The sequence below is a fragment of the Bradyrhizobium sp. AUGA SZCCT0169 genome, from assembly GCF_018130085.1.
Taxonomy (GTDB): Bacteria; Pseudomonadota; Alphaproteobacteria; order Rhizobiales; family Xanthobacteraceae; genus Bradyrhizobium.
Window position 1 is genome coordinate 1 of record NZ_JAFCMC010000007.1, and the last position, 22,938, is coordinate 22,938.

Below are 22,938 nucleotides of genomic sequence, written 5' to 3' on the forward strand. Positions count from 1 at the left end.
AGGCCAATTCCGGCGTGCATCCGCGCGAAATCCTCGCCCGTCAGTCCGGCCTGTGCGGCTGCCGCTTCAGTGGCCTCAAAAATGGCCCGCCAGACCTTCTCGGCGCCAATCCGCGTCGCGGCAGGCCCCGAGCTCGCCTCACCGAGCACCCTGCCGCTTTCGTCCTCGATCCGTGCGCGGCACCGGGTTCCGCCCCCATCAATGCCGAGATACGTGGTACCTTTTGCTGCCATGAAAACTTAACGCAAAGGTTCCGCTCCGGGTCCACCCAAAACACCCGGCTGGACATACGAAGTCTTGTAGCGGGCTCGCCTCACGAGGCCGCAACTGTCATTCTCGGATCAATGCTGATGGGCCACGATGGTTCTTCCTCTTTTACGATTGCGGCGCAGCACATCTTTGATGGCACCGAGCTGCGCGGGGCGGGATCGGTCGGAATTTCGAATGGCCTGATTGAAAGCGTTAGCCTAAGTGACGCCGCCTCCCGCGCGTCCATCCAATTGCCGTCAGATGCGATCCTTGCACCCGGATTCGTCGACATCCAGGTCAACGGAGGCGGAGGCGTTCTTCTCAACGACCAGCCAACGGAAGCCGGCGTGCGGCGCATCGTCGAAGCGCATCGCCTGGCGGGGACCACGGGCTGCTTGCCGACCCTCATCAGCGATCGCACCGAGGTCATCGAGCGATTGGCCGCAGTCGCCCAGGCTTGCCTGAAGGTTCCCGGCGTTCTCGGCTTTCATCTGGAAGGACCGGCCCTCAACAGGTCGCGCAAGGGCATTCATCCGGAGGCCGAGATCCGTGTGCCCGACCGGCGCGATCTCGCCGCGCTCAAGAGTTTTGGGGAAGGCGGCCGCTCCGTTGTGACCTTGGCCCCGGAATGCGTGCCTGCATCCATGATCGATGAATTGATCGGCGCCGGATTGCGTATCGCGGCTGGCCACAGCGACGCCACCGCGGCCGAAATCGGACAGGCGGTCGATCGCGGTGTCTCGGGGGTGACCCATCTGTTCAACGCCATGTCGCAGTTGAATGCCCGGGAGCCGGGCCTGGTGGGCGCCGCGCTCGGGGATGACCGGCTGTTTGCAGGGATCATCTGCGACGGCATCCACGTTGACCGCGCCGGCTTGCGTGTTGCCTTCCGCTGCAAGGGCCGCGATCGATTGATGCTTGTCACCGACGCCATGCCATTGGCAGGCACGAACGACCGGCAATTCATGCTTCACGGAAGGCAGATCACATTGCACGAAAATCGCCTGACTGGCCCGAATGGCATACTCGCGGGCGCTCACCTCACCATGATCGAGGCGGTGCGCAACGCTGTTGCGCTGCTCGAAATCTCCCTTGTCGATTCTCTTATCATGGCCTCTCGGACGCCCGCGGCGTTTCTGGGCTTGGACGCCGAGCTTGGACGGATCGCGCCCGGATACCGCGCGGACCTTGTCGCCTTCAAACCGAACTTTGAAGTCGTCGGCACATGGATAGGCGGGGTCTGTTCGATGGGCGAGGCGAGCGAGGATTCCCAGCGAGGTTAGATGCGTAACCATCTCACTATCGTGCAAAAATATGGCGGTGCCTGTCTTGAAACACCGGCGAAAATTCGCGCGGTTGCGCGCAGTCTCGCCGATCTGCGTGGCCGCGGTCATCGTGTTGTGGCGATTGTCTCCGCCATGGGTAAGACCACCGACCAGCTGATTAAGATGGCTTATGAGATAAGCCCTGCTCCCAATCGCCGTGAACTCGACATGCTGCTAACGACCGGCGAACGAATCAGCATGTCCCTGATGAGCATGGCGCTTTCCGATCTCGGTGTGCCCGCGATCAGCTTCACCGGCAGCCAGGCCGGCGTGATGACAGACGGCTCCCATTCCTCCGCACGCATTCTGGATGTACGGCCTGTTCGCGTCCGGGAGGAACTTGATCATGGGCGTGTTGTGGTGTTGGCAGGATTTCAAGGCGTGCACCCGGCGACCAGGGAAATCACCACGCTCGGCCGGGGTGGCAGCGACACCACGGCCGTTGCGATGGCCGCGGCGCTGAAGGCCGAACGTTGTGAAATCATCAAAGAAGTCGACGGAATTTGCTCGGCCGATCCGCGCATCGTGCCTGACGCAAAGCCCCTGCGGCGAGTGGACTTCGCATCCCTGTCCGAAATGTGCTTCTGGGGAGCAAACGTCCTGCATTTTCGCAGCGTAGAGCTGGCGCAAAGTCAGGACGTGCGCCTGGTTCTTAAGCAGTGGGGTGGCATTAAACGCAGCACGCAAGTGATGAAAGAGGTCGCAGGCATGGAAAACGGGAAGGTTCTGGCCGTCAACTCGATGGCTCGCATTGAGCATGTGGAAATCGATTCCAAAGATCTCAATCACGGTTTCGAGAAGTTCGCGCAGCATCTCAAGCAAAACAGCCTGTCCTGGCCGCAGCTGCTCGCCTCAAGCTTCAGCGTGGGAAAAACCAGCATGACCGTGGCATGTGATTCAGAGTGGCTCGACGCACTGTTGCGCACCCTGGAGCGAACCAAGGATCTGCGTCAGCAGCGTGAGGCCTCGAGCTCGGTGAGCCTCACCTGCTTCGGCGGAGCTTCGTCGGAATTGCCGTTCATGGCGTTGCAGGTTCTCGGACATCACGGGATTGTCCCCGACATGTACGTGTTGTCGCCGCATTCGGTCAGTCTGTTTCTACCTGTGGAGGACCGCGAGGCCGCGGTTAAGGCGTTGCATTCGCTTGTCCAGCAAACATAGTTTGAGGAGGGGGAATCGATTCCCTTAGTTTGTTTTTATCTTCGTTGGGCCAAGCGCCCCCACCACTTGGATCTTTGCCGGCCCCAGAATTGGGCGGGCCACCCGTTTATCGACCGCACATGCCACGCCGCACTGGGGACATGCAGATCGACCGCGGACTCATTCAGCAACGCTTCGAGACGGGTGCGATCCGCATCAGCAACTTTAGCAGATACCAACGTGCCGCCGCGTTTATCGCCGCCGACTTTCCGCCAGCGTAATAGCGCCAGCAGCCACCAGGACAATGACGATGACGCTGGCAAGCGCCTCCACCGAGGCCAGGGTGTCGTACCAGTTGTTCCAAAGCTCAAGCATGCGCTGGCCTCTATCGAGCGCGCCACCAGCGATACTCTGTCGAAAGGACGTGCCTTCACGCACAAGAATACAATGCTACGTTTCGTCGCGTGCGTTTTGATCGCGCGGCAACATGACCTATGCCGTACCGGTATTGGGGCCGCGCTACCCTTCGGCCGCCCGCATATCGAGCGAGGTAGATTACGGTCACCGCCCAGTGAGTCGGCCGGACCGAGAACATGATCGTCTTGCCCTAAATCCTGGCATGCTGGCCGAGACTGGTATTGGCACTTTTCGGGCTTGACGCACACGATCGGCGATGTCCGCTGATCGGGGAAGAGCAGAAGTTCGCGGCGCGCTGCCAGAGCGACGCGACTGACCTGGCTGTGTGAAAACGCCGCTGCTTTGCTATGATTCTCTCGTGATTCTGCGGGGGAAGCTGATGCGGCGCTTCGTTGAGCAGGCGGATCGTGGGCAATGGACGCTATTGCCCGAATGCCTTGATGATTTCATTGACGAGAGCAACCCTGTTCGCGTGATCGACGTGTTTGTCGATACGCTCGATTTGGCTGAGATGAGCTTTGAGGGAGTGGAACCTGCGGCGACTGGTCGGCCATCGTACCACCCCTCGGTTCTCCTCAAGCTTTATATCTACGGCTATCTGAACCGGGTGCAGTCGAGCCGGCGGCTCGAACGCGAGGCCGGCCGCAATGTCGAAGTCATGTGGCTGCTGGGTCGGCTCGCACCTGATCACAAGACGATTGCCGACTTCCGCATAAGACAATGGCCTGGCGCTGCGCAGGGTATGTGCGCGCTTCGTCGAACTCTGCCGCGAGATGGGCCTCCTCGCGATGGCGAGTGTTGCCATCGATGGCAGCAAGTTCAAGGCCGTGAACAATCGGGACAAGAACTTCACGCGGGCGAAGGTGGAACGGCGGCGTGCCGGAACTGACAAGCCGAGGGAAATAGGGCGAGCAGAATTGGGTCAGGCTTCCGTAGACCCGCCAGTACAAGTTCGAGCTAGCGCTGGACACTCCCGGAGGGTGTGGCAAAAAATAAGGGCCGCGCCATTTGTTAGAGGCGCGGGCGAATCCGTACTTCCCGCACAGCGGAACCTTCCGGCAAGTAAGGCGTTACCCGCGGGGGCAAACCGTCGGACGGCCCGGCCTTGCCTTGCCCACTTCGGGCCAATGGGCTGCCGCAGGGGGGACCGGGAATGTCGCGCTATCCATCGTACACCACGACCGTGATCGGAGCGCATAGTGTTCCGCGATGGTATGAGCCGCTCGACCGAATGGTTAGCGCCGGCCAATTGACCGCAGCCGATTTTGCCGACGCGCAGCAGCGAGCAACTCAGGCTGCGATCCTAGAGCAGGAAGTCGCGGGTATCGACATCGTGACGGGCGGCGAAATGCACCGCCGTACTCACAACCGGCATTCCCCTCCGAATGCGATGCTTAACCATTTTTGGCACATGATCCCTTCCTTCCAGGGGGAAACCAAGCCAAAGCCCATCACGCCACATGACCCGCACGTTTTTCATCCGGCGGCTATTTGCCGTGGTCCAATTATCGACTCCGTTGACCTTGGCCTCGTTGCAGAATTTAACAATGTAGCGGCCTTCGCCAGAAAGCCGGTGAAGATCACCATGACAGGTCCTCACCTTCTCGCGGCAGTGGCTTACGACGAGTACTATGGTGACACTCAAAGGATGATGGCGGATTTCGGTAAACTCTTGCATCAGAATTTCAGAAAGCTAGCCGCTGCGGGGTGCAAGCATATCCAGATCGATGAGCCATACTTTACGGCTTCTAGCGAAGGGGAAGTCGGCGCCGCGGTCGAAGCCATCAACATGGCTATCGAGGGTTTGCCCGACGACGTGCACGTGATGGTTCACATATGTCAGGGCAACTACGCGGTTGGCCCTGACTATGACGGCCAGATTGGACATCGTTATTTTGATACGGGACGTTACAAGGCCGATCTCATTTGCAAGATCGCCTGCGACGGCTACCTGATCGAACACGACATGACACCGCATTTCGAGCACTGCCTTGGCGACAAGCAACTTGGCGTCGGCGCCGTGGATGTGCAAAGCCCGAATATTGAAACCGGTGAACTCGTTGCAGCACGCATCAAGGCTTACGATTGGCTCGCTCCGGAACAAACGCTGATCACCAGTTCCTGCGGATTTAATCATTTACCTAGACATGTCGCATTCGGCAAATTGCGGGCGATGAGCGAGGCCAAAATTATCCTGTCCGGCGAGTAAAATGATAGAACGTTCGGTGGTAGTAAAAAACGACAGTGAGAACGAGTTTGAACATCGTGCCCGCGCCTTAGAAGACCGCCTCCGGTTTGCGGAAGCCGCTAGTGGAATTGCGACTTTTGATCTCGATCTTCAATCGGGAAACTGGAACTGGAGCCCGCAAGCGGCACTGCTCTTCGGCCTCGACGACGCCACCTTGCACGATTGGGAGCAAACGGTTTTCGCTGACGACTTGCCGAAAGTTCACGTGGCTGCTCAGGCAGCGCCTGAAACGGGCAGTTTTTATGTTGAATTTCGGATACGCCATAAAGACAAGGGCCTGAAGTGGATAGCGGCGCGTGGGCAGGCGACATCGGACAGTGCGCCGCGACTGCGCGGAGCGCTGTTCGAGATCACGGAACGCAAGGCATTAGAAGCCCGTCTATTGGCAATGAACGAAACCCTTGAAGCAAGGGTCGCCGAGGCACGGCTGGAAACGCGCGCTCTTGAGGTTTTAAACAAGGTTGGCGTCACTGTTGCGGCGGAGCACGATCTCGAACGCCTGGTTCAAGCAGTAACCGATGCAGGCGTAGAGCTGAGCCATGCCGAGTTCGGTGCGTTTTTCTACAACGTCCTGAGGGAGGACGGCGAATCGTACACACTTTATACGCTATCCGGTGCTCCACGTGCGGCCTTCGAAAAATTTCCGATGCCGCGCAACACTGGAATATTTGAGCCGACGTTCCGGGGCCGGCCGACGGTGCGGTCTGACGATATTCTGGCAGATCCACGGTACGGCAAAAACCCGCCTTACCATGGCATGCCCGCTGAACATCCTCCGGTGCGAAGCTATGTAGCATCGCCTGTCGTCTCTCGTTCTGGAGACGTTTTGGGAGGATTATTCTTCGGACACTCGCAGCCTGGTGTTTTCACCTTAGGGAGCGAGCGCATCATCGAGTCGTTGGCAGCACAGGCGGCAGTCGCGATTGATAATTCCCGGCTTCACCGGGCGAACCAGCAAGAGATCGCTGCGCGCAAGCGGGTCGAAGCCGATCTTCAGGAGCTAAATGAAGAATTGGAACGACGAGCTGAGGGGCGCGCGCGGGAGTTGGCCCTAAGTTTGACGAAGCTGGAAGATACCGAGCGTCGTTTCGAGCACCTTGTGCAGGGTGTGACGGATTACGCGATCTACATGCTCGACGTTAACGGAAACATCATCAACTGGAATCCCGGAGCGGAGCGGATCAAAGGTTATACGCGGAGCGAAATTATAGGTAGGCACCTTTCTACCTTTTACACGCCCGAAGACCTGAGCCGCGAGGTTCCTACTTTTGCGCTTCGGACCGCGCTCGAAACCGGAAAATACGAAGCCGAAGGGTGGCGCCTGCGCAAGGACGGGTCACGCTTCTGGGCGAGCGTAGTCATCAACGCAATCTTTGGGCCGGACGGCAGGCATATCGGATTTGCGAAAGTCACACGTGACCTGACGGAGCGGCGTGCCGCAGACGAGCGGGCGCGGCAGGCGCAGAAGATGGAAGCTATCGGTCATCTGACCGGCGGCGTTGCCCATGATTTCAATAATCTTCTGATGGTGATTATCGGCAATCTCGAAACGATGCAGCGAAAACTCGGCGAGTCACGGCCAGACGTCGCGCGCTTGCAACGCTCCATGGAAAGCGCAATGCGGGGCGCGCGGCGGGCGGAATCTCTCACTCAACGCCTGCTTGCCTTTTCCCGTCAACAGCCGCTGGATCCAAAGCCGGTTGACCTTGGCCGCATGATTCCCGGGATGTCCGATTTGCTTCGCCGTACGCTTGGCGAACATGTTGTGGTGGAGACTGTCCTGAGCGGTGGGATGTGGCAGGCTCTTGCCGACCAGAACCAGCTCGAACTTGCCGTCCTCAATCTGGCTGTGAATGCGCGCGATGCGATGCCGAATGGGGGCAAGTTGACCATCGAAACAGCAAATGTTTATCTAGACGAAAAATACGCCGCGTCCCAGATTGAAGTCGTACCGGGGCAGTATGTGATGCTCGCCATCACAGATACCGGATCAGGCATGACCGCGGAAGTAAAGGCAAAGGCTTTTGACCCCTTCTTCACCACCAAGGACGTAGGACATGGAACGGGTCTGGGCCTTTCCCAAGTATACGGTTTCATCAAACAGTCGCGTGGCCACATCAAACTTTATAGCGAGTTGGGTGAAGGCACGACGATAAAACTCTATTTGCCCCGCGCGTACGCGGTCTCGCAAGAGGCCGAAGATACCACGGAGAAGTTACTCGCGCGCGGAGCCAAAAACGAAGTTGTTCTGGTCGTCGAAGATGATCCCGATGTGCGGGCATATAGCACCGATACGTTGATGGAATTGGGGTACGACGTCCTCTCTGCTGAGCATGGTGCGGGTGGTCTGCGCATCCTCGAAAGCCATCCTGAGATTCAGGTTCTCTTTACGGATGTCGGGCTGCCCGGTGGCATGAACGGCCGTCAACTGGCCGAAGAAGCACGCAGGCTCAGGCCTGATTTGAAGGTTTTGTTTACGACAGGATATGCCCGGAACGCCATTGTCCACGATGGGCGGCTTGACGCGGGGGTCGACCTTATTACGAAACCGTTTAGCCAAGCTGCGCTTGCTGAGAAGCTGAGGGATGTCCTGGACCACAAAAGAGAGCTTGGGCGCATTCTGCTTGTCGAAGATGAACCACTTATACAGATGCTTGCGGTTGAGTATCTTGAGAGCAACGGGTTCAATGTCCATGTCGCAGGCTCAGCGTCAGAAGCCATGAACGCGCTTGGAAAAATTCCGGGAGGCATTGATGCCGTGGTCGTCGATATGGGGCTTCCCGACCGGCGCGGCGATGCATTGATCAAAGACATCAGAGCACTTCATCCCTTGATGCCCATCGTAATCGCTACCGGCGCGAGCGCGCCGGAACTAGCTCAACTCGAAGGGCAAGGAAGGATCGCCGCCGTTACCAAACCTTACAGTGAGGGGAACCTTGTGGATGCTCTTGCGTCAGTAAACATTCATTCCAAACCGAAAAGCTGATCCATGCAGCAATTAAAACCGCGAACAAATCACTAGAGAGCGGGGCTTGGCGCTGGATCGGCGCAAGCGTGGGGTCAGTCCTAATTTGCGCCGCTGGCGTCGGCTTTTGTCTCGGCCCTCGCTGCAGGGTCCTCAAAAACGGGCGGCGTTGAGCGTGGCGATAGCGCGGCTGCCCGCCTCTCGAGGGCTTGCGAGGCGGGAAACATTCTCGAAACGGCACAAAGGAAACTCGCCGCTTTCTAACGGCGCGAACGCGAGTTTTTCCAACAAGAGGGCTGCTGAGTGCAATACCATACGTTCGCGACAGCGATGTCAGGAACTTAGCATCGGTAGCCGAGTGGGCCGCCTGCCTTGCTCTAAAATTCAGGCGGCCCCGCCGACCATATTAATTGTCCTGCCCCACGGCAGAGGCCATAGCCAGCCAACATGATATGAGCAGTCTTATTTTAAAGTTTTGTGACGGAACCTGCGAGGTTTTGGACTTCGTGGCTGCCGAGGACGTGCCTTCCGAAGGTTGTGACGGGTTACGGGCTTGTGCCCGGTGTGGCATCGACGTTGGAGCGTGGGATCGTGTGCTGCATCTCATGGACGGCAGCACGGTCTACGGAGGTCTGACAGCCTATAACGCCCGGGATACTTCGCCAGTCGCGTGAGTAGTCCAAGCTTCGCGCACAAGCATCTGATGTCTCACGCAGGGGAAAGTGGTAGTTCGAGCCCGCGGAGGGCGGAACACCCCTGAGATGGATTTACACATTCCAGGCCAAGAACAGGCTTACCAAGTTTCTCCTGGCTCTGTTCTTGAACACCCAGTGGAAGGGTTACATGAATGTCTGCTTGGGCAAACGTGGTCAAGCCCTTCTCCAACTGCTGACCGCCCACCCTGTCGACGTGCGCTTTGCCGCGCGTTCGCCTTTTTATCGACTCGGTCGCATTTGTTCTCGGGCGGAGGTTTAGCGCTTATGCTAATCGATGAAGGCGGCAAGCTCCTCGGGCGTCCCCGAGGGGAAGGCCTGCTTGAGAAAATCCAGAAACGCGGATACGCGAGCGCTTAACAGTCGGCGCGACGGGTAGAGCGTCCAAATGGCGATTTCGGGTCCGTCGACATCACCCCAGCGGACAAGCTTGCCGGCGGTCAGGTCGTGACTCACCAGCGACACGGGGAGGCGCGCAGCGCCTACGCCTGCGCGGACGGCATCGCGGACCATGACGATGCCCGTGAGGCGAAGAACCGGATCGATCGTGATCCGCGACTTTCCGCGTGGCGCGACCACTTCCCAGGCGGAGCTCAGATCGCTCGCGCCGCGCACCACGGCCGGAACGGCGAAACCTGCCTTTGGACGGGTCAGGGCAGGGCTCGCCACGACCACAAGCCGGTCGCGCAAGAAGATCCGTCCGACGAGGCTTTCATCCGGATCCGGATTGACCCTTATAACCAGGTCATAGCCTTCCTCAATCATGTCGACCGCGCGGTCTTCCGTCGTGACCTCGAGCCGGACCTCCGGATATTTCAGCGCGAACGCTGCAGCCAACTTACCCATCGCGGTCTGCGAGAAGAGCAGAGGCGCGCTGATCCGCAACCTCCCTTTTGGCTTTTCTCCGCCTGATGCGATCGCCGCCGCCGTCTCGCCGAGCTCGGCGAGCAAAGCTCCGGTCCGCTCATAGAGGGCCCGACCTTCCTGGGTGAGTTTCAGTGCGCGCCCTCCTCGCTCGAACAGGCGCAGATCGAGGCTGCTTTCTAGTTCGGACACCCGGCGGGAGAGCGTCGCTTTCGGACGTCCAGTAGCGCGGGCGGCCCGTCCAAATCCTCCGTGACGGGCAACCAGGTTGAAATCGGCGAGTGCGAGCAAATCCATGTGTTCCACCAATGAGACGGTCTGTCCCAATATAGCGTCTATCGGCGCAAGTGTGGATCACTAATTTGCGAATGTGTCTTCTAACCGAACCGGAGTGATCCCATGACCATCCTCGTTACCGGCGCAACCGGCAATGTCGGCCGCCAAGTCGTCGAACAACTCGTCAAGCGTGGTGCCGACGTCCGCGCTCTCGTCCGCGACCCGTCCAAGGCCAACTTCCCGGCGAGCGTCAATGTCTTGAAGGGCGACCTGCTGGACGTCGACTCTCTTCGGAGCGCGTTCTCAGGGGCCTCGACCCTGTTTCTGCTCAATGCCGTGGTGGCGGAAGAATTCACCCAGGCATTGACTGCGCTCAACCTCGCCCGCGAAGCCGGCGTCGATCGGATTGTCTACCTCTCGGTGATCCACAGCGACCTCTACGTGAACGTGCCGCACTTCGCGGGCAAGTTCGGCGTCGAGCGCATGATCGAGCAGATGGGCTTCAAGGCCACCATCCTGCGCCCCGCCTACTTCATGAACAACGAACTCACGATCAAGGACGTCGTGACCGGATACGGCATCTACCCGATGCCGATCGGCAGCAAGGGGCTCGCGATGATTGACGCCCGCGACATCGGCGAGATCGCGGCCATCGAACTCATCCGCCGGGAGAAGTCCGCCACGCCACTTCCGCTCGAACGGTTCAATCTCGTTGGTCCCGACACGCTGACGGGCACGAGCGCCGCCGCCATCTGGTCGGAGGTGCTGGGGCGTACGATTACCTATTCCGGCGACGACACCGCGGGGTTCGAGAAGAACCTCCGGCAGTTCATGCCGAGCTGGATGGCTTTCGACATGCGGGTGATGAGCGAGCGATTCCTCACCGAAGGAATGGTTCCCGGAGCCGGCGACGTCGAGCGTCTGACCAAGCTCTTGGGCCGTCCCCTGCGGTCCTATCGCGACTTCGTTTCCGAAATCACAGCCTCTGCCTGACGGCAGCGGCAAGACCCAATCACGAAACCAAGGAACACGACCATGATCTATTCGACCGCCACCGTCCCGGTGAATCCGGAAGGCGCTTCACCGCTAACCCGCGCGCAGGCGTGGAAGGGCCTGGTTCTCAAAGCCCGCGACGCGCGGCTATTTCTTCCACCCAACCTCTGCACCCGTTGCGAGGTCGCGGAGGAGGGCGCGACGCACATCGTACGTGAAGCCACGATCGCAGGTGACGATCTGCGCGAGATCATCGCCTTCGAGCTGGAGAAAAGGTCACCTTCTTCCAGGCCACAGGCCCGCGCGAAGGTGCCATCATCAACAAGCTTTTCGAGGACGATGCCGGCGCGCTGCAACTGCGGTTCTATTGCTGCATCGGGCTCCGCGGCAAGAAGCGCTTCGGCCCCGAAGAGCAGGCCCAGCAGGCGCAGTTTGACAGCGAGACGGGCTACAAAGCCGCCCTGCTGTCCACGCTTAGGCGGACCCGCGAGCTAATCGCGGAGGGCAAGCTTTGAATCAACCGGAACCAAAACTGCGGGACGGTGCCTTTACGTCCCGCTATTCAGGGAGGCATCTATGAATCTCACGAACAATGGCGCCAAGAGCGCGCAATCGAAGATACTGGTTCTTGGTGGCACCGGCGGTACCGGCCGTCTAATCGTCGGCCAGGCGCTGGAGCGCGGGCAGCCGGAATCGGGGCCGGCGATAGCGCCGAGCACGGCGGTTTCTTCTTTGACAAAGTAATCCGCTTCTCCTGAAGAAAGTGCACGCAGACAAGAACCGTCAGGGAAGCGATCGTCTCAAACCAGCGGACTTGACTGGATCCTCGTCGTCCCTCTGTCCTGAACGATAGGGCGACCTGGCATTGAACAACTAGTTTTGCATTCAAACCTCGCTCCGGAGCGCCTCGGGCAATACTTAAGCAGGGGCCGTCTCGGCGGGAGAAATCTGGCGGCGCACCCCCATCTTGCCCGCCTTCCAAGGCTGCACGGCGATCGTGCCGACCCGCATGTCACTATAGAAAGCATGCCAACCTTGTCCTTGTTGGCATTTGGCACCTTGCGGACCTCACGCGATGTCCAACTTGAGTCCGGAAGTGCGCACCAAAGCGGACGTCGGGCCCGACCATTCTGAATTTGTGCGTCACGCCTTAATCTCGTGCCTTCTCTAAGGCCCCGGCATAAAACCTTAACTTTGGCGACCCGCGCCAACATACCGCCGTCTCCTCGGCGCAACACCCCTTGTGTTTCATTCGAGGGAAGATAATTTTGGACTCGTAATACGACCCGCTCGATGCAAGATGGAGAAGGCTGGGCGGACTCATTCAGTAAGCAATTAATTTTGAGCCCGGCGCGGCCCGCAGAGCGCGAATGCTCTGCGGGGTGTTTTCTGTGATCAACCTCGATCCCTTCTCTAAACTCGTGGATTGGCGGCACTTTTCGAACCTTCTCCACCGGGCCGATATCATCCGTCCTCGGCGAAGCCCGGTTGCGCTCAGGAACTCTGTTTTTGACCTGTAGCGGACAAGAGCAGCACCGCTGACCCATCGCGGCGAGCCTGCGCCGACGCTAACGTGTCGCAGCTACAGACATTGCTGTCGCCTTGCGGAAAGGACGGAAACGTCTGAAAATTCGGGCCTCTATGGATCCTGTTCCCGCGACCCGTTGAATTCTGGCAGATTTTTTCTCTCCGCCCGATTTTGGAGCCCACCATGGCGACATTCACCCGATCGCAAAGCCTGCTGGTTTCCGTAAGTCTTGCCGCACTGGGCGGCACAGCACTCGCGACGCTGCTGGCCGGGGGCGGTCTTATTCTCGCGGACGCCCGCGCAACCGCCGTGGATGCATCGCTGCCGCTCACCGACGCCGATACTCCGTTCTGCGGCCCGCCGACGGCAACCGTCCGGCCGAACATGATGTTTCGCCTAGTGCAGACGGAAGTGCCGCGCGCCGAGATGAGCGCAGCCAGCCCCGCGCCGGCATTCGCGGACACCGAGCCGCCGCTGTGGACCGACATCGGCTCCACCACCTGGAAGATCACCACCGCGAACGAGCGCGCGCAGGCTTATTTCGATCAGGGCCTGCGTCTCGCCTATGCCTTCAATCACGATGAGGCGCGACGCGCGTTTCGCACGGCGCAAAACCTCGACCCTGACTGCGCCATGTGTTTCTGGGGCGAGGCGCTGGTGCTCGGTCCCAACATCAATCTCCCGATGCCGGAGGACGCGGTCGCGCCAGCCTATGCCGCCGCCCAGAAAGCGAAGGCGCTGGCCGGGAAAGCGAGCCCGCGTGAGCAGGCGCTGATCGGCGCCATCGCGGTGCGCTACGGCAGCGATCCCAAGGCCGCTCGCGCGCCACTCGACGCGGCCTACGCGGCCGAAATGGCGAAGGCAGCAAAACAGTTTCCCGAAGACGACGAGATTGCCACGCTCTATGCCGAGGCGGTGATGGATCTCAGCCCCTGGGACTATTGGAAGCCGGGCGGCCGCGACGCCAAGCCACAAAGCGTGCCGATCGTGCCGACGCTGGAGCGCGTGCTGGCGCGTAATCCCAATCATGCCGGCGCCATTCACCTTTATATTCATGCCGTCGAGGCGTCGGACAGGCCCAAGCGCGCCGAGCCGTATGCCGACAAGTTGCGCGGCGCGGTTCCCGGTGCAGGCCATCTCGTGCACATGCCGAGCCACATCTATTATCGGGTCGGCCGCTATCTTGACGCGCTGGAAGACAACAAGACCGCGGTCAAGGTCGACGAAAAATATCTGACCGAGACCAACGCGCCGATGGGCGTCTACAGGCTCGGCTATTATCCGCACAACGTGCACTTCGTGATGGCGTCGGCGCAGATGGCCGGCGACGGCCCGACCGTGATTGCGGCTGCGGAGAAGCTCGGTCAGCTCATTCCCAGCGAGGCAGCCAAGGGCATTGCGATGGTGCAGCCGGTCAAGGCGGCGCCTTACTTCGCGCACGCGCAGTTCAGCACGCCGGAGACCATTTTGGCGCTGCCGGATCCCGGCGATGCGATTCCCTATGTCAAGGCGATGTGGCTCTACGTGCGCGGCGTCGCGCTGGTGGCGAACCGTGACTTCGCGGGCGCTACTGCCGCAGCCAGCGCCATCGAGACGATCGAGCGCACCGCGGACTTCAAGCTGCTGAAGGATTCGGGCGTCCCGGCGCAGGAGGTGCTCCGCATCGCGCGCACGGTGATCCTCGCCCGCGTAGCGCAGGCCAAGGGCGACTATCGTACCGCCATCATCCGGTTCGAACGGGCGGCGGCATTGCAGGACAACCTAGCCTACACCGAGCCGCCCTATTGGTATTATCCGATCCGGCAGTCGCTTGCCGCCGCCCTGCTGCAGGCCGGCCGTTACGCCGAGGCGGAGCGGCAATTCCAGCGCGCGCTCAGCCGGGCACCCGCCAATGGCTGGTCGTATTACGGGCTCGCGGAACTGCACAAGTCACGCGGTAATGGCTCCGCAGCCCGCAAGGCCGAGGCCGACCTTGCCAGAACCTGGATCGGCGACCGCAAGCTGTTGCAGATTTCGAATCTCTGAAGCGAGCACCTCACTCGTGGCGATGAGATGATCGAATGAGGCGTCCCGGGACGCGAGCTGTTTCTGCACGCAGGTCGTTATCTTCCTTTTTCTGAGCGCGATTGCATGGACAGCCACCTGATCTCGTTATTGCGCGGTTACTTTCCAGCGACGCCTTGATTTCTGCACTTTTTGAGAAGCAGATGGCCAATGTAACGCTTTGGAGGGACAGGCCATGCCGAGGTCCGGGCTGGCGTTGTTGCTTTTGGGGCTGCTCGGGTTTGTGCTCGGCGGCTGCATGCAATCGACGCTCGCGCCGTCGTCAAATGCCGGTTTGACCCCGAGGGACCGGCAGCTGCTGGCCCACACGCCTTATGCGCAGGCCAGCATTCCCGAGACCTATCGCCGGCATATTGTCGATTACATGCGCAAGGAGCAGCCGGGCACCATCCTGGTCGATAGCGAGTCGCGCTTTCTGTATTACGTTCTGCCGGGAGGCAAGGCGATCCGCTATGGCGTGACGGTGGGAGAGGAAGCGCTGGCCTGGTCCGGCGTCGCAACGGTTGGCCGTGTGGCTGAATGGCCGGACTGGATCCCGACGGCGGAGATTCAGGCCAGGCTCGGCCCCTACCCCAAGCGCGTTCCCGGCGGTCCGGCTAATCCCCTCGGCGCGCGGGCGATCTACCTCTACGAGGGCAACAAGGACACCCTGTACCGTATCCACGGCACCAACCAGCCGGAATATATCGGCCACGCCATCTCGTCCGGCTGCATCCGCATGACCAACGAGGATGTCATCGATCTCGTGAATCGGGTGCAGCCAGGCGCGATCGTCGTCGTCCTCCCGCCCGGGCGGACCGCGTGGATGGGCCCTGTCGCGGGACGCGCATGACGTCTCGTTTGAACCCGAAGCACAGGCGGACGCGGCTGCGGCCCGTGTGGCTTGCCGTTGCGGGTCTGGCCGTGCTGATCGCGGCAGGGGACGATGCGCGTGCGAGAGGCGGCGAACGCCCGATCGAGTCCATCGAGACGCGCAGTGCCAGCGAGCCGCTGATCGCCATCGTTTCGCTCCGCGACCAGCGCATCACCGTCTACGACGCCAAGGGGTGGATCCTGCGGGCGCCAGTGTCGAGCGGCTCGAAGGGACGCGAGACGCCCGCCGGGATCTTCAGCGTCATCCAGAAAGTCGAGGAGCATTACTCGAACCTGTATGACGATGCCTACATGCCGCACATGCAACGCATCACCTGGTCGGGTATCGCACTGCATGGCGGTGTCCTGCCGGGGCGTCCGGCGTCCCATGGCTGTATCCGGTTGCCATTCGAATTCGCCGAGCGCCTGTTCGACGCGACCAAGATGGGCATGCGTGTGATCGTGGCGCCAACCGATGTTGCGCCCATTGAGCTTGCCCATCCGCTGCTGTTCCAACCCAAGCCGGGTGCCGGCGCCATGGCCGCCGTCCGCACCGCAGAGGCGCAGGAGGCGGCGAGGAAAGCGGCCCAGGCGAGGCTCGCCGCGGAAACGGCGTTCCGGGAGGCCTCGCGCGCCAGGGAGCCGGTTCGCGCGGCGGAACATCAAAAGCGCAGAGCCGAGGTGCAATTGGCGGCTGCCGAGGCCAGACTCGGCGCTCCCGGCTCGGCGGAGGCAAAGGAGCAGGCTGAGGATGACAAGGCAAAGGCCGCCGTCAGGGTCGCCGAGCTGCAGCTGCAATCGGACGCCGCCAGCGCGGATCTGCAATCGAGGCTCGATGCGGTCACGTCTGCGCGTGAAGCTGCCGCCGCGGCGGAGACGGCGCGGGCCGCGGCAGCCGAGGCGGCCCGCCAGGCCGAACGCGAACTGCAGCCGATATCGGTGTTGATCAGCCGCAAGACCCAGCGGCTTTACGTCCGTCAGGCATTCAAGCCCATCCATGAAAGTGAGGTGACGATCGCGGATCCCGATCGTCCTATCGGCACGCATGTCTTCACCGCCGTCGAGCGCTCGAGCGACGATACCAGGTTGCGATGGAGCGCCGTCTCAATGGGCGGCGGTCGTCCACCCGGCGCCACGCTTGAGCCGGATGACCAGGCGCGTGCGAAGCGTGGTCGCGACGCTGAGCCGGTGCCGACGGACCCCGGCAACGCAAAGGCTGCGCTCGACCGCATCAGCATTCCGCAGGACGCATTGGATCGCATCGGCAACATGACGCCGCGATCTTCCCTGATCGTCACGGACGAGGCGTTGAGCACGGAAACCGGCAAGGGTACGGAGTTCGTGGTGCTGTTGAGCGGCGAGCCCCAAGGCGGCATCAAGAAACGGCGACGCAGTCCGGGGACCGATTTTCGCTACGCGCGCCCACGCAGCTCGCCTTTTTGGGGCTCGCCGTTCGGGAACAGCTTTTCTGCCTGGTGAGACCGTTCTTTGCGCGGCCGAGTTCGCTCCCTACTCCCTGGCTCGCACGATGCTGATCCGGGTTTCGTCGACGAAATTCTTGATGTCCTGATCGGGCCGGCGGAACAGGTTGCGTTCGACGGTGAGCGAACGGCCGCTGACCGTCTTGGTGCAGCGTTCCTTCAGGTAGACGCCGCCGACCGGCTGGTCTCCCGCGTCGGGCTGACCTTCGCTGCAATTCCACCCCTCCGGCCCGTAGCGTGACTTGGCCTGGATCCCGAGCAGGAACGCCTTCTTCCGGATATAGAGCCGCGCCTTCGGATCGGTCTCGATCTGCAGGCCGGCGACATGGCCGCTGTCGTCGATCAGCAGCGTCAGGATCGCCGGATGCCCCGCCACCATCGTGCCGTCGCGGCTGGTAAAGGGATCGTAGCCAAACCGGATCGCCCGCATCGCCTTCGCGTCGGCGGAACAGTCGCGCCAGTTCTTCCACCCGGTCAGCGTTCGCTTCGGATCATCGGCGCAAGCAAAATCGACATAGCCGGCTTCCGGCAGTTCGCCCGCGGACATTCCGAGGCGGATGTCACGCAGGTCGTTGCCGCCGAATTCTTCCGTCCGTGCCGGAGAGTGCGCCAATGCGACCGCCTGCCAGAGCAAGCCCGCAGCAACAACGCCCGATAGCTTCAATCTGTTCATCACTGGCTCTTCCCCGTGTTGGCGGTCGCGTGATCCGGCTTTTGCGCCTCGGCCTTGTAGACGTCGCAGACCCGCGACGAACTCGAGAAGAAGGCGACGCATTCGGCGTAAGTGGGCTCGCCCGCCCCCTTGATGTGGGCGATCACGTAATCGGCGACGGCTTCGATATCTTTCGGCCGCAGGAATGTTCCGCCCTCGGGCGGCATCTGTGGCCCCGCATCCTGGCGGTTCATGTCAAAGCACTTCACCTCATCGTAGGCGCCGCGCACGAAGAACGGCATCCCGGTGCCCGGCCGTCCGCAGCCGACGGTCTCGATGATCTGCTCGCGCGTCAGCTCGGTCCTGCGCAGCGACAGCGCATCGCCGCCGTAGCCGCCGCCGCCATTGCCGTGCCATTTGTGGCAGCCCATGCAGTTGGCGCGACCGAACACCGCCTTGCCCGCGCCGGTCGGATCCGAAACCGTCGCCTGCGCCGACTGGCCATAGGCAGAAAAATTCAGTGCGACGACGCTCACGAGCAGCATGCCCGCCGCCGGGAGTTTGTTTGACATCATCATGGCGTCTCTTGTCGGGGAAGCGGGAGGGCCCACGCGTGGCAGGCCCTCCTTCGGGAATGTCAGAGCGCGAAGACGTAGAGCATCGATCCCGGCTGTATCTTCTTCAGTTCGGGCGTCGAATCGATGAACCACTTGTCCCAGGCGCCGCCAAGGCCGACCAGGATGGCGAGATATTGCTTGCCGTCGACCGAGAACGTCATCGGCGGTGCGTTGACGCCGCCGCCGGTGTTGAACTCCCAGAGCTTCTGCAACGACTTGGCGTCGAGCGCCATCACCTCGCCGGAGGGCTGGCCGGTGAAGACGAGATCTGACGTCGCAAGCATGCCGCCGAGATTCGGGAACGGCGTTTCCAGTTTGCCGGCGATCTTGCCTGTCGTGACGTCGATCGCCGTGACGCTGCCGGTGATCCTGAAGGGCTGGCTCGGGCCGCCGCCGGTCCAGAACTCCCGGGGTTTCAGCTTGTCCGGCGTCATCACCTCAACCTTGATGCGGTTGCAGCTCTCGATGACAGGGATGTACCAGAGCTTCAGGTCCGGATTGTAGGCGGTCGGCGGCCAGTTCTTGCCGCCCATGTTGCCGGGGCAGATGTCGGTTTCCATATTGGTGCGGCTCGGCGTCACCGACGCGATATAGGTCTGCACCGACTTGTTCGGGTCGTACTCGATCGGCTTGCCGCTCTCCGGGTCGAGCCCCTTGGTCCATGTGACCTTGTTGACGAACGGCAGGCCCCAGACGAATTTTCCATTGGTTCGATCGATCGCATAGGCGAAGCCGTTGCGGTCCGCTTCGAGCGCGAGCTTGCGCGGGCCGCTCGGGCCGGGGATATCGACCAGCACGTTTTCCGCCACGCTGTCGTAATCGTAGGGATCGTTCGGCGTGTGCTGATAGTGCCACTTGATCTTGCCGGTATCGGCGTCGAGCGCCAGCGAACTGTCGGTGTAGAGGTTGTCGCCCGGCCGGTACGCGTTATCCCAATCCGGCCCGGGATTGCCGACGCCCCAGATGATGGTGTCGGTCGCGGGATCGTAGGTGCCGGTCACCCAGGTCGAGCCGCCGCCGGCGGCCATCGCATTGTTGTTGTCCTTCCAGGTCTCGCTGCCGGGCTCGCCCTTGCCGGGTATCGTATAGGTGCGCCAGACTTCCTTCTGGGTCGACAGATCGGTGGCGGCGATCCAGCCGCGGATACCGTATTCCGCGCCGGCCACGCCTGTGATCGCCATGTTCTTGACGATCAGCGGCGCGCCGGTGATGACCTCACCCTTGTCCGGATCGGCCACGGAGCGCTGCCAGGCGACCTGGCCGGAATCCTTCTTGGTTGCGATCAGCCGGCCGTCCAGCGTGTGAGAAATCACGAGATCGCCCCACAACGCGACGCCGCGATTATCGACGCCGCAACAGGCGACGGCGCCGGCCCAGTCACGGTCGGTCTTCGGATCCATCTTCCAGATCAGTGCGCCGCGGCCGCCATGCGCATCGATCTTGTAGACCGAGCCCCATCCATCGGTGACGTAGAGAAAGCCGTTCTCGGCAATCGGCGTGCCTTCCAGGCCGCCATGGCTCCAGATGCCGCCGGGCTCGATGCCGCCCAGGTGCAACGTCCAGGCGACCTTCAGGTTCTTCACCGTGTCGCGGTTGATCTCCTTCAGCGTGGAGAACCGGTGACCCGCATAATTCTGATGATGATGAAGCCAGTTGCCGGCTTCCTTGTCGACGTTGAGCAGCCGTTCCTGATTGACCTCGTCCGCGGCAAAGACGGGCGTTACGCCCGCAGCGCCTGCGGCAGCCAATGCAACGGCAAGCAAACAGGCTCGCGTTGACACTTTCGTGGGACCTGAAGATCGCTCCATGATTATTGCCTTCCTTGTTGGCGGGTTGTTGTTGGCATTCTTGTTGGCAGTACTTGCTTGTTGGCAGTTCTTGTCGGCAGTTGTTGTCGGATCAAACGTCCGGCTTGTCCGGGCGTCCCGCCGACGGGCCCTGTTCAGAGCTTCACGGTTGCGCTGTCGCGATCAGGGCGTTCGCGAAATCTGCACCTCCGTTTCCTTGGTGCCGGCCTTCTGGAAAACGATGGTGCAGGTGAAGGCCTCGCCGGGGACGAGCTTCTGCCGCGTCTGCAGCAGCATGACGTGATAACCGTCCGGCTTGAGTTCGATCGTCCTGCCTTGCGGTATGGGTATCGACTTGATCTCGCGCTTTGCGGGCGCGCCCTCGCCGCGATCGACCGTGTGTTTCTCGGAAAAATTTGCAAACGGACAACGGACGCGCAGCAGGGCGTCGGCTTCGGCCGCATCGTTTTTGATCGTCATCAGCAGCGGAAGATTGATGCCGATCTCGTCGGACGCGGACACCCAGGCGTTGGTCACCTGCAGCGCATCACCGGCAGCGGCGAAGCCGGGCGTCAGCCCAAGTTGCAACCCAAGCCCGGCAGCAAGTCCAAGCGCCAGCAGCGGCCAGCGGCGACTTGCAGGCAAGGGATGCCTAAAGGAACAGGCGGTCCGATTCATCGGCGCCATCCTCCCACGATCTTTTCTTGTTTCTTGCGTTTTAGATTACGCCCTTGGGTATTCCAATTCTTCCTAAATTGGGGCGGCGATAGGGCCGCGTGTGGAAAATGATTCCGGCAACTCGCTCGCGTGGCGTACTTCATACCAATCGTGTCGAGATGATCCCTTCAGCCGATAGGCCATCACGAGAATGCGGGCGGCGAGCTATCTCCTCACCTTCATCTTCTTGAACTTCACGCTCTTGCCGTCCGCCTGCCTTGTCGCGATGTAGCCGGCCTCGAGGCAGGCTTCGCGCTGCGGCATCTTCTCCTGCGGGCTACGCTCGGTTTCCCACCACGAGGCCCGGTGCGCCGCGCGCGGCAGCGCGGCGTCGATGATCTCCTCGATCTGTTCGAAGGTCAGCACGAATTCGGGCAGCGTCTGCTTCTTCAGATAGTCCCGCAGCAAATCGTAATCGTTCACCCGTGTCCCCGTAGTTTTGCGCAAAGCCGCCGATCCCGGCAACCAAGCGTTAACCGATCGGCGCATCCTTGTCGCCATTTAAGGCCGCTGCAACGATTCCCGGCGCATTTCAGGGGATTGGGAGCGGACGATGCTGTTCGGACGGCGAAAAGACATGGCCAGAAGGCGCTGGCGGCTATCAGCAAAATTGCTGATTGCCTCCTCCGTGGCCACCGTGATCGGCTTCTCCGCGATCTGCGCCAACGTGATGCTCGACATGCGGCGCGGCGAGGAAGAGCTGGCCCGCCAGATGCTCGAAAACCTCGCCGCCGGCATCGACGCTGATATCGGACGCAACATCGAGCTCTACGACCTGTCGCTGCGCGCGGTCGCCAGCAATCTGGTGATGCCGGAGCTCAAGGACGTCAACAAGGAAATCCGCCATCTGATCCTGTTCGACCGCGCCGCCTCCGCCAAGCATTTCGGCGCGATCCAGGTATTCGACGCGTCAGGGCGATTGTGGATCGATGCGTCCTCGCTCGACCCGCGGCCGGAGAACCGCGCTGATGAGGAATATTTTGCGGTCCATCGGAGCAATCCGGACGAGGGCCTGTTCGTCAGCCGCCCGATGCTGCATCGCGGAGCCTATTCGATCGTGCTGAGCCGGCGCATCTCCGACGCCGAAGGCCGCTTTCTCGGCGTGGCCGCGGGCTCGATCCGGTTCAGCTACTTCCATGAACTGTTCGACCGCCTCAACCTCAGTCCCGACGATACGATCACCGTGCTGCGCCGCGACCGCACCGTCATCATGCGCAAGCCGTTCAACCTCGACATCATCGGCAAGAACCTCGCGACGGTGCGAAGCTGGAGCGCGAACAATCTGAAGCCCACCGGATCCTATGCCGGACAAGGCCCCGTCGACGCTACACCCCGGCTCTATGTCCGGCGCGACAGCAGCGGTCCGCTGTATGTCGTGGTTGGAAAACCGCTCGAAGCCATCTTCCGCGTTTGGCAACGGGAAGTGATCCGGATCGGCGCCATCATGACCGCGCTGATCCTGTTCGTACTTGGCACCACCTTCTTCCTCGGACGCGAAATCAGCCGCCGCGCCCAGGCCGAGGACAGGCTCGAGGAACTCGCCACCACCGACGCGCTCACCGGCTTGAAGAACCGGCGCAAGTTCGATCTCGAGATCGATACGGAGTGGCGGCGCGCGGTGCGCGGCAGAACGCCGGTCGCGCTATTGATGATCGATGCCGATCACTTCAAATCCTACAACGACAATTATGGCCACCAGGCCGGCGACCAGGTGCTGGTCGGCATTGCGATCTGCATCTCCGACTCGGTCAGGCGCGCCGGCGATTGCGTAGCGCGGTTCGGCGGCGAGGAATTCGCGGTGCTGTTGCCGGGGTTCTCGGTCACCGAGGCGCTCGCGGTCGCCGAAAACATCCGGCACAAGGTCGCGCATTGGTCTGACGAAGAAGTCACGACCGTCAGCATCGGCGTCGCCAGCATGATGCCATCAGCCGGGCTGGACTGGCCCGACCTGATCGCGGCCGCCGACAAGGCGCTCTATGCCGCCAAGGCCAATGGCCGCAACCAGACCGTGGTCGCCAACGTTCCGAAACTGGCGATGGTGGCTTGAGGC

Annotated in this window: 18 protein-coding genes and 2 pseudogenes; 12 read left to right on the forward strand and 8 right to left on the reverse strand. The window is 61.3% G+C overall.

Annotated features, from left to right (window positions below; genetic code table 11):
- On the reverse strand, nucleotides 1–233 hold a 233-nt coding region (locus JQ609_RS10805; RefSeq protein WP_283813841.1), incomplete at its 3' end, for a BadF/BadG/BcrA/BcrD ATPase family protein.
- Nucleotides 234–350: 117 nt separating this feature from the next.
- Here JQ609_RS10805 and nagA point away from each other — a divergent pair.
- Together nagA and JQ609_RS10815 are read left to right on the forward strand one after the other, a co-directional pair.
- Complete coding sequence (gene nagA, locus JQ609_RS10810) at nucleotides 351–1,532, forward strand: N-acetylglucosamine-6-phosphate deacetylase (protein ID WP_212273404.1); 1,182 nt, start codon at nucleotides 351–353, stop codon at nucleotides 1,530–1,532.
- On the forward strand, nucleotides 1,533–2,735 hold the full coding sequence (locus JQ609_RS10815) for an aspartate kinase (protein WP_212273405.1): 1,203 nt from the start codon (nucleotides 1,533–1,535) through the stop codon (nucleotides 2,733–2,735).
- 231 nt (nucleotides 2,736–2,966) lie between these two features.
- Here the strand turns inward: JQ609_RS10815 and JQ609_RS35520 are convergent, their stop codons facing one another.
- A complete protein-coding gene (locus JQ609_RS35520; RefSeq protein ID WP_283813845.1) occupies nucleotides 2,967–3,089 on the reverse strand; it encodes a hypothetical protein in 123 nt (40 codons plus the stop codon).
- Between the two features lie 421 nt (nucleotides 3,090–3,510).
- Between JQ609_RS35520 and JQ609_RS10820 the strand changes: the two are divergent.
- The 3 genes and pseudogenes from JQ609_RS10820 to JQ609_RS10830 form a co-directional block, all read left to right on the forward strand.
- Nucleotides 3,511–4,006 (forward strand): annotated as a pseudogene (locus JQ609_RS10820) (transposase); the annotation flags it as partial.
- Between the two features lie 278 nt (nucleotides 4,007–4,284).
- Nucleotides 4,285–5,340, forward strand: coding sequence for a hypothetical protein (locus JQ609_RS10825; protein ID WP_212273406.1), 1,056 nt, complete (start codon nucleotides 4,285–4,287; stop codon nucleotides 5,338–5,340).
- 1 nt (nucleotide 5,341) lies between these two features.
- Nucleotides 5,342–8,365, forward strand: a complete 3,024-nt coding sequence (locus JQ609_RS10830) for a response regulator (protein ID WP_212273407.1) — start codon at nucleotides 5,342–5,344, stop codon at nucleotides 8,363–8,365.
- Nucleotides 8,366–9,327: 962 nt separating this feature from the next.
- Here the strand turns inward: JQ609_RS10830 and JQ609_RS10835 are convergent.
- A complete protein-coding gene (locus tag JQ609_RS10835; RefSeq protein WP_212273408.1) occupies nucleotides 9,328–10,218 on the reverse strand; it encodes a LysR family transcriptional regulator in 891 nt (296 codons plus the stop codon).
- Nucleotides 10,219–10,320: 102 nt separating this feature from the next.
- Between JQ609_RS10835 and JQ609_RS10840 the strand changes: the two genes are divergently transcribed.
- The 6 genes and pseudogenes from JQ609_RS10840 to JQ609_RS10865 all read left to right on the forward strand — a co-directional run bounded on the left by JQ609_RS10840 (nucleotide 10,321) and on the right by JQ609_RS10865 (nucleotide 17,113).
- On the forward strand, nucleotides 10,321–11,190 hold the full coding sequence (locus tag JQ609_RS10840; RefSeq protein ID WP_212273409.1) for an SDR family oxidoreductase: 870 nt from the start codon (nucleotides 10,321–10,323) through the stop codon (nucleotides 11,188–11,190).
- 42 nt (nucleotides 11,191–11,232) lie between these two features.
- Nucleotides 11,233–11,705: pseudogene (locus tag JQ609_RS10845) on the forward strand (AtaL-like protein).
- 61 nt (nucleotides 11,706–11,766) lie between these two features.
- On the forward strand, nucleotides 11,767–11,934 hold the full coding sequence (locus JQ609_RS10850; protein ID WP_212273410.1) for a hypothetical protein: 168 nt from the start codon (nucleotides 11,767–11,769) through the stop codon (nucleotides 11,932–11,934).
- Nucleotides 11,935–12,901: 967 nt separating this feature from the next.
- Complete coding sequence (locus JQ609_RS10855) at nucleotides 12,902–14,743, forward strand: M48 family metallopeptidase (protein ID WP_212273411.1); 1,842 nt, start codon at nucleotides 12,902–12,904, stop codon at nucleotides 14,741–14,743.
- Between the two features lie 214 nt (nucleotides 14,744–14,957).
- Nucleotides 14,958–15,614, forward strand: a complete 657-nt coding sequence (locus tag JQ609_RS10860; RefSeq protein ID WP_212273412.1) for a L,D-transpeptidase — start codon at nucleotides 14,958–14,960, stop codon at nucleotides 15,612–15,614.
- On the forward strand, nucleotides 15,611–17,113 hold the full coding sequence (locus JQ609_RS10865; RefSeq protein ID WP_212273413.1) for a L,D-transpeptidase family protein: 1,503 nt from the start codon (nucleotides 15,611–15,613) through the stop codon (nucleotides 17,111–17,113). Before JQ609_RS10860 ends, JQ609_RS10865 begins: the two co-directional genes overlap by 4 nt.
- Nucleotides 17,114–17,143: 30 nt before the next feature.
- Here JQ609_RS10865 and JQ609_RS10870 read toward each other — a convergent pair whose 3' ends face one another.
- From JQ609_RS10870 to JQ609_RS10890, 5 genes are all read right to left on the reverse strand, one after another.
- Entirely contained in the window at nucleotides 17,144–17,788 is a 645-nt protein-coding gene (locus JQ609_RS10870) for a hypothetical protein (protein ID WP_249127855.1), read from the reverse strand.
- A complete protein-coding gene (locus JQ609_RS10875; protein ID WP_212273550.1) occupies nucleotides 17,788–18,312 on the reverse strand; it encodes a c-type cytochrome in 525 nt (174 codons plus the stop codon). The genes JQ609_RS10870 and JQ609_RS10875 overlap by 1 nt, the downstream gene beginning before the upstream one ends.
- A gap of 92 nt (nucleotides 18,313–18,404) precedes the next feature.
- Nucleotides 18,405–20,192, reverse strand: coding sequence for a PQQ-dependent dehydrogenase, methanol/ethanol family (locus JQ609_RS10880; protein ID WP_212273414.1), 1,788 nt, complete (start codon nucleotides 20,190–20,192; stop codon nucleotides 18,405–18,407).
- 162 nt (nucleotides 20,193–20,354) lie between these two features.
- Complete coding sequence (locus tag JQ609_RS10885) at nucleotides 20,355–20,849, reverse strand: copper chaperone PCu(A)C (RefSeq protein WP_212273415.1); 495 nt, start codon at nucleotides 20,847–20,849, stop codon at nucleotides 20,355–20,357.
- A 204-nt stretch (nucleotides 20,850–21,053) separates the two neighbouring features.
- Nucleotides 21,054–21,311 carry a hypothetical protein gene (locus JQ609_RS10890; RefSeq protein WP_212208559.1) on the reverse strand — a complete coding sequence of 86 codons (258 nt, stop codon included), beginning with the start codon at nucleotides 21,309–21,311 and terminating at the stop codon, nucleotides 21,054–21,056.
- Nucleotides 21,312–21,441: 130 nt separating this feature from the next.
- Here JQ609_RS10890 and JQ609_RS10895 point away from each other — a divergent pair, with 130 nt between their 5' ends.
- Complete coding sequence (locus tag JQ609_RS10895; protein ID WP_212273416.1) at nucleotides 21,442–22,935, forward strand: diguanylate cyclase; 1,494 nt, start codon at nucleotides 21,442–21,444, stop codon at nucleotides 22,933–22,935.
- Nucleotides 22,936–22,938 lie beyond the last annotated feature (3 nt).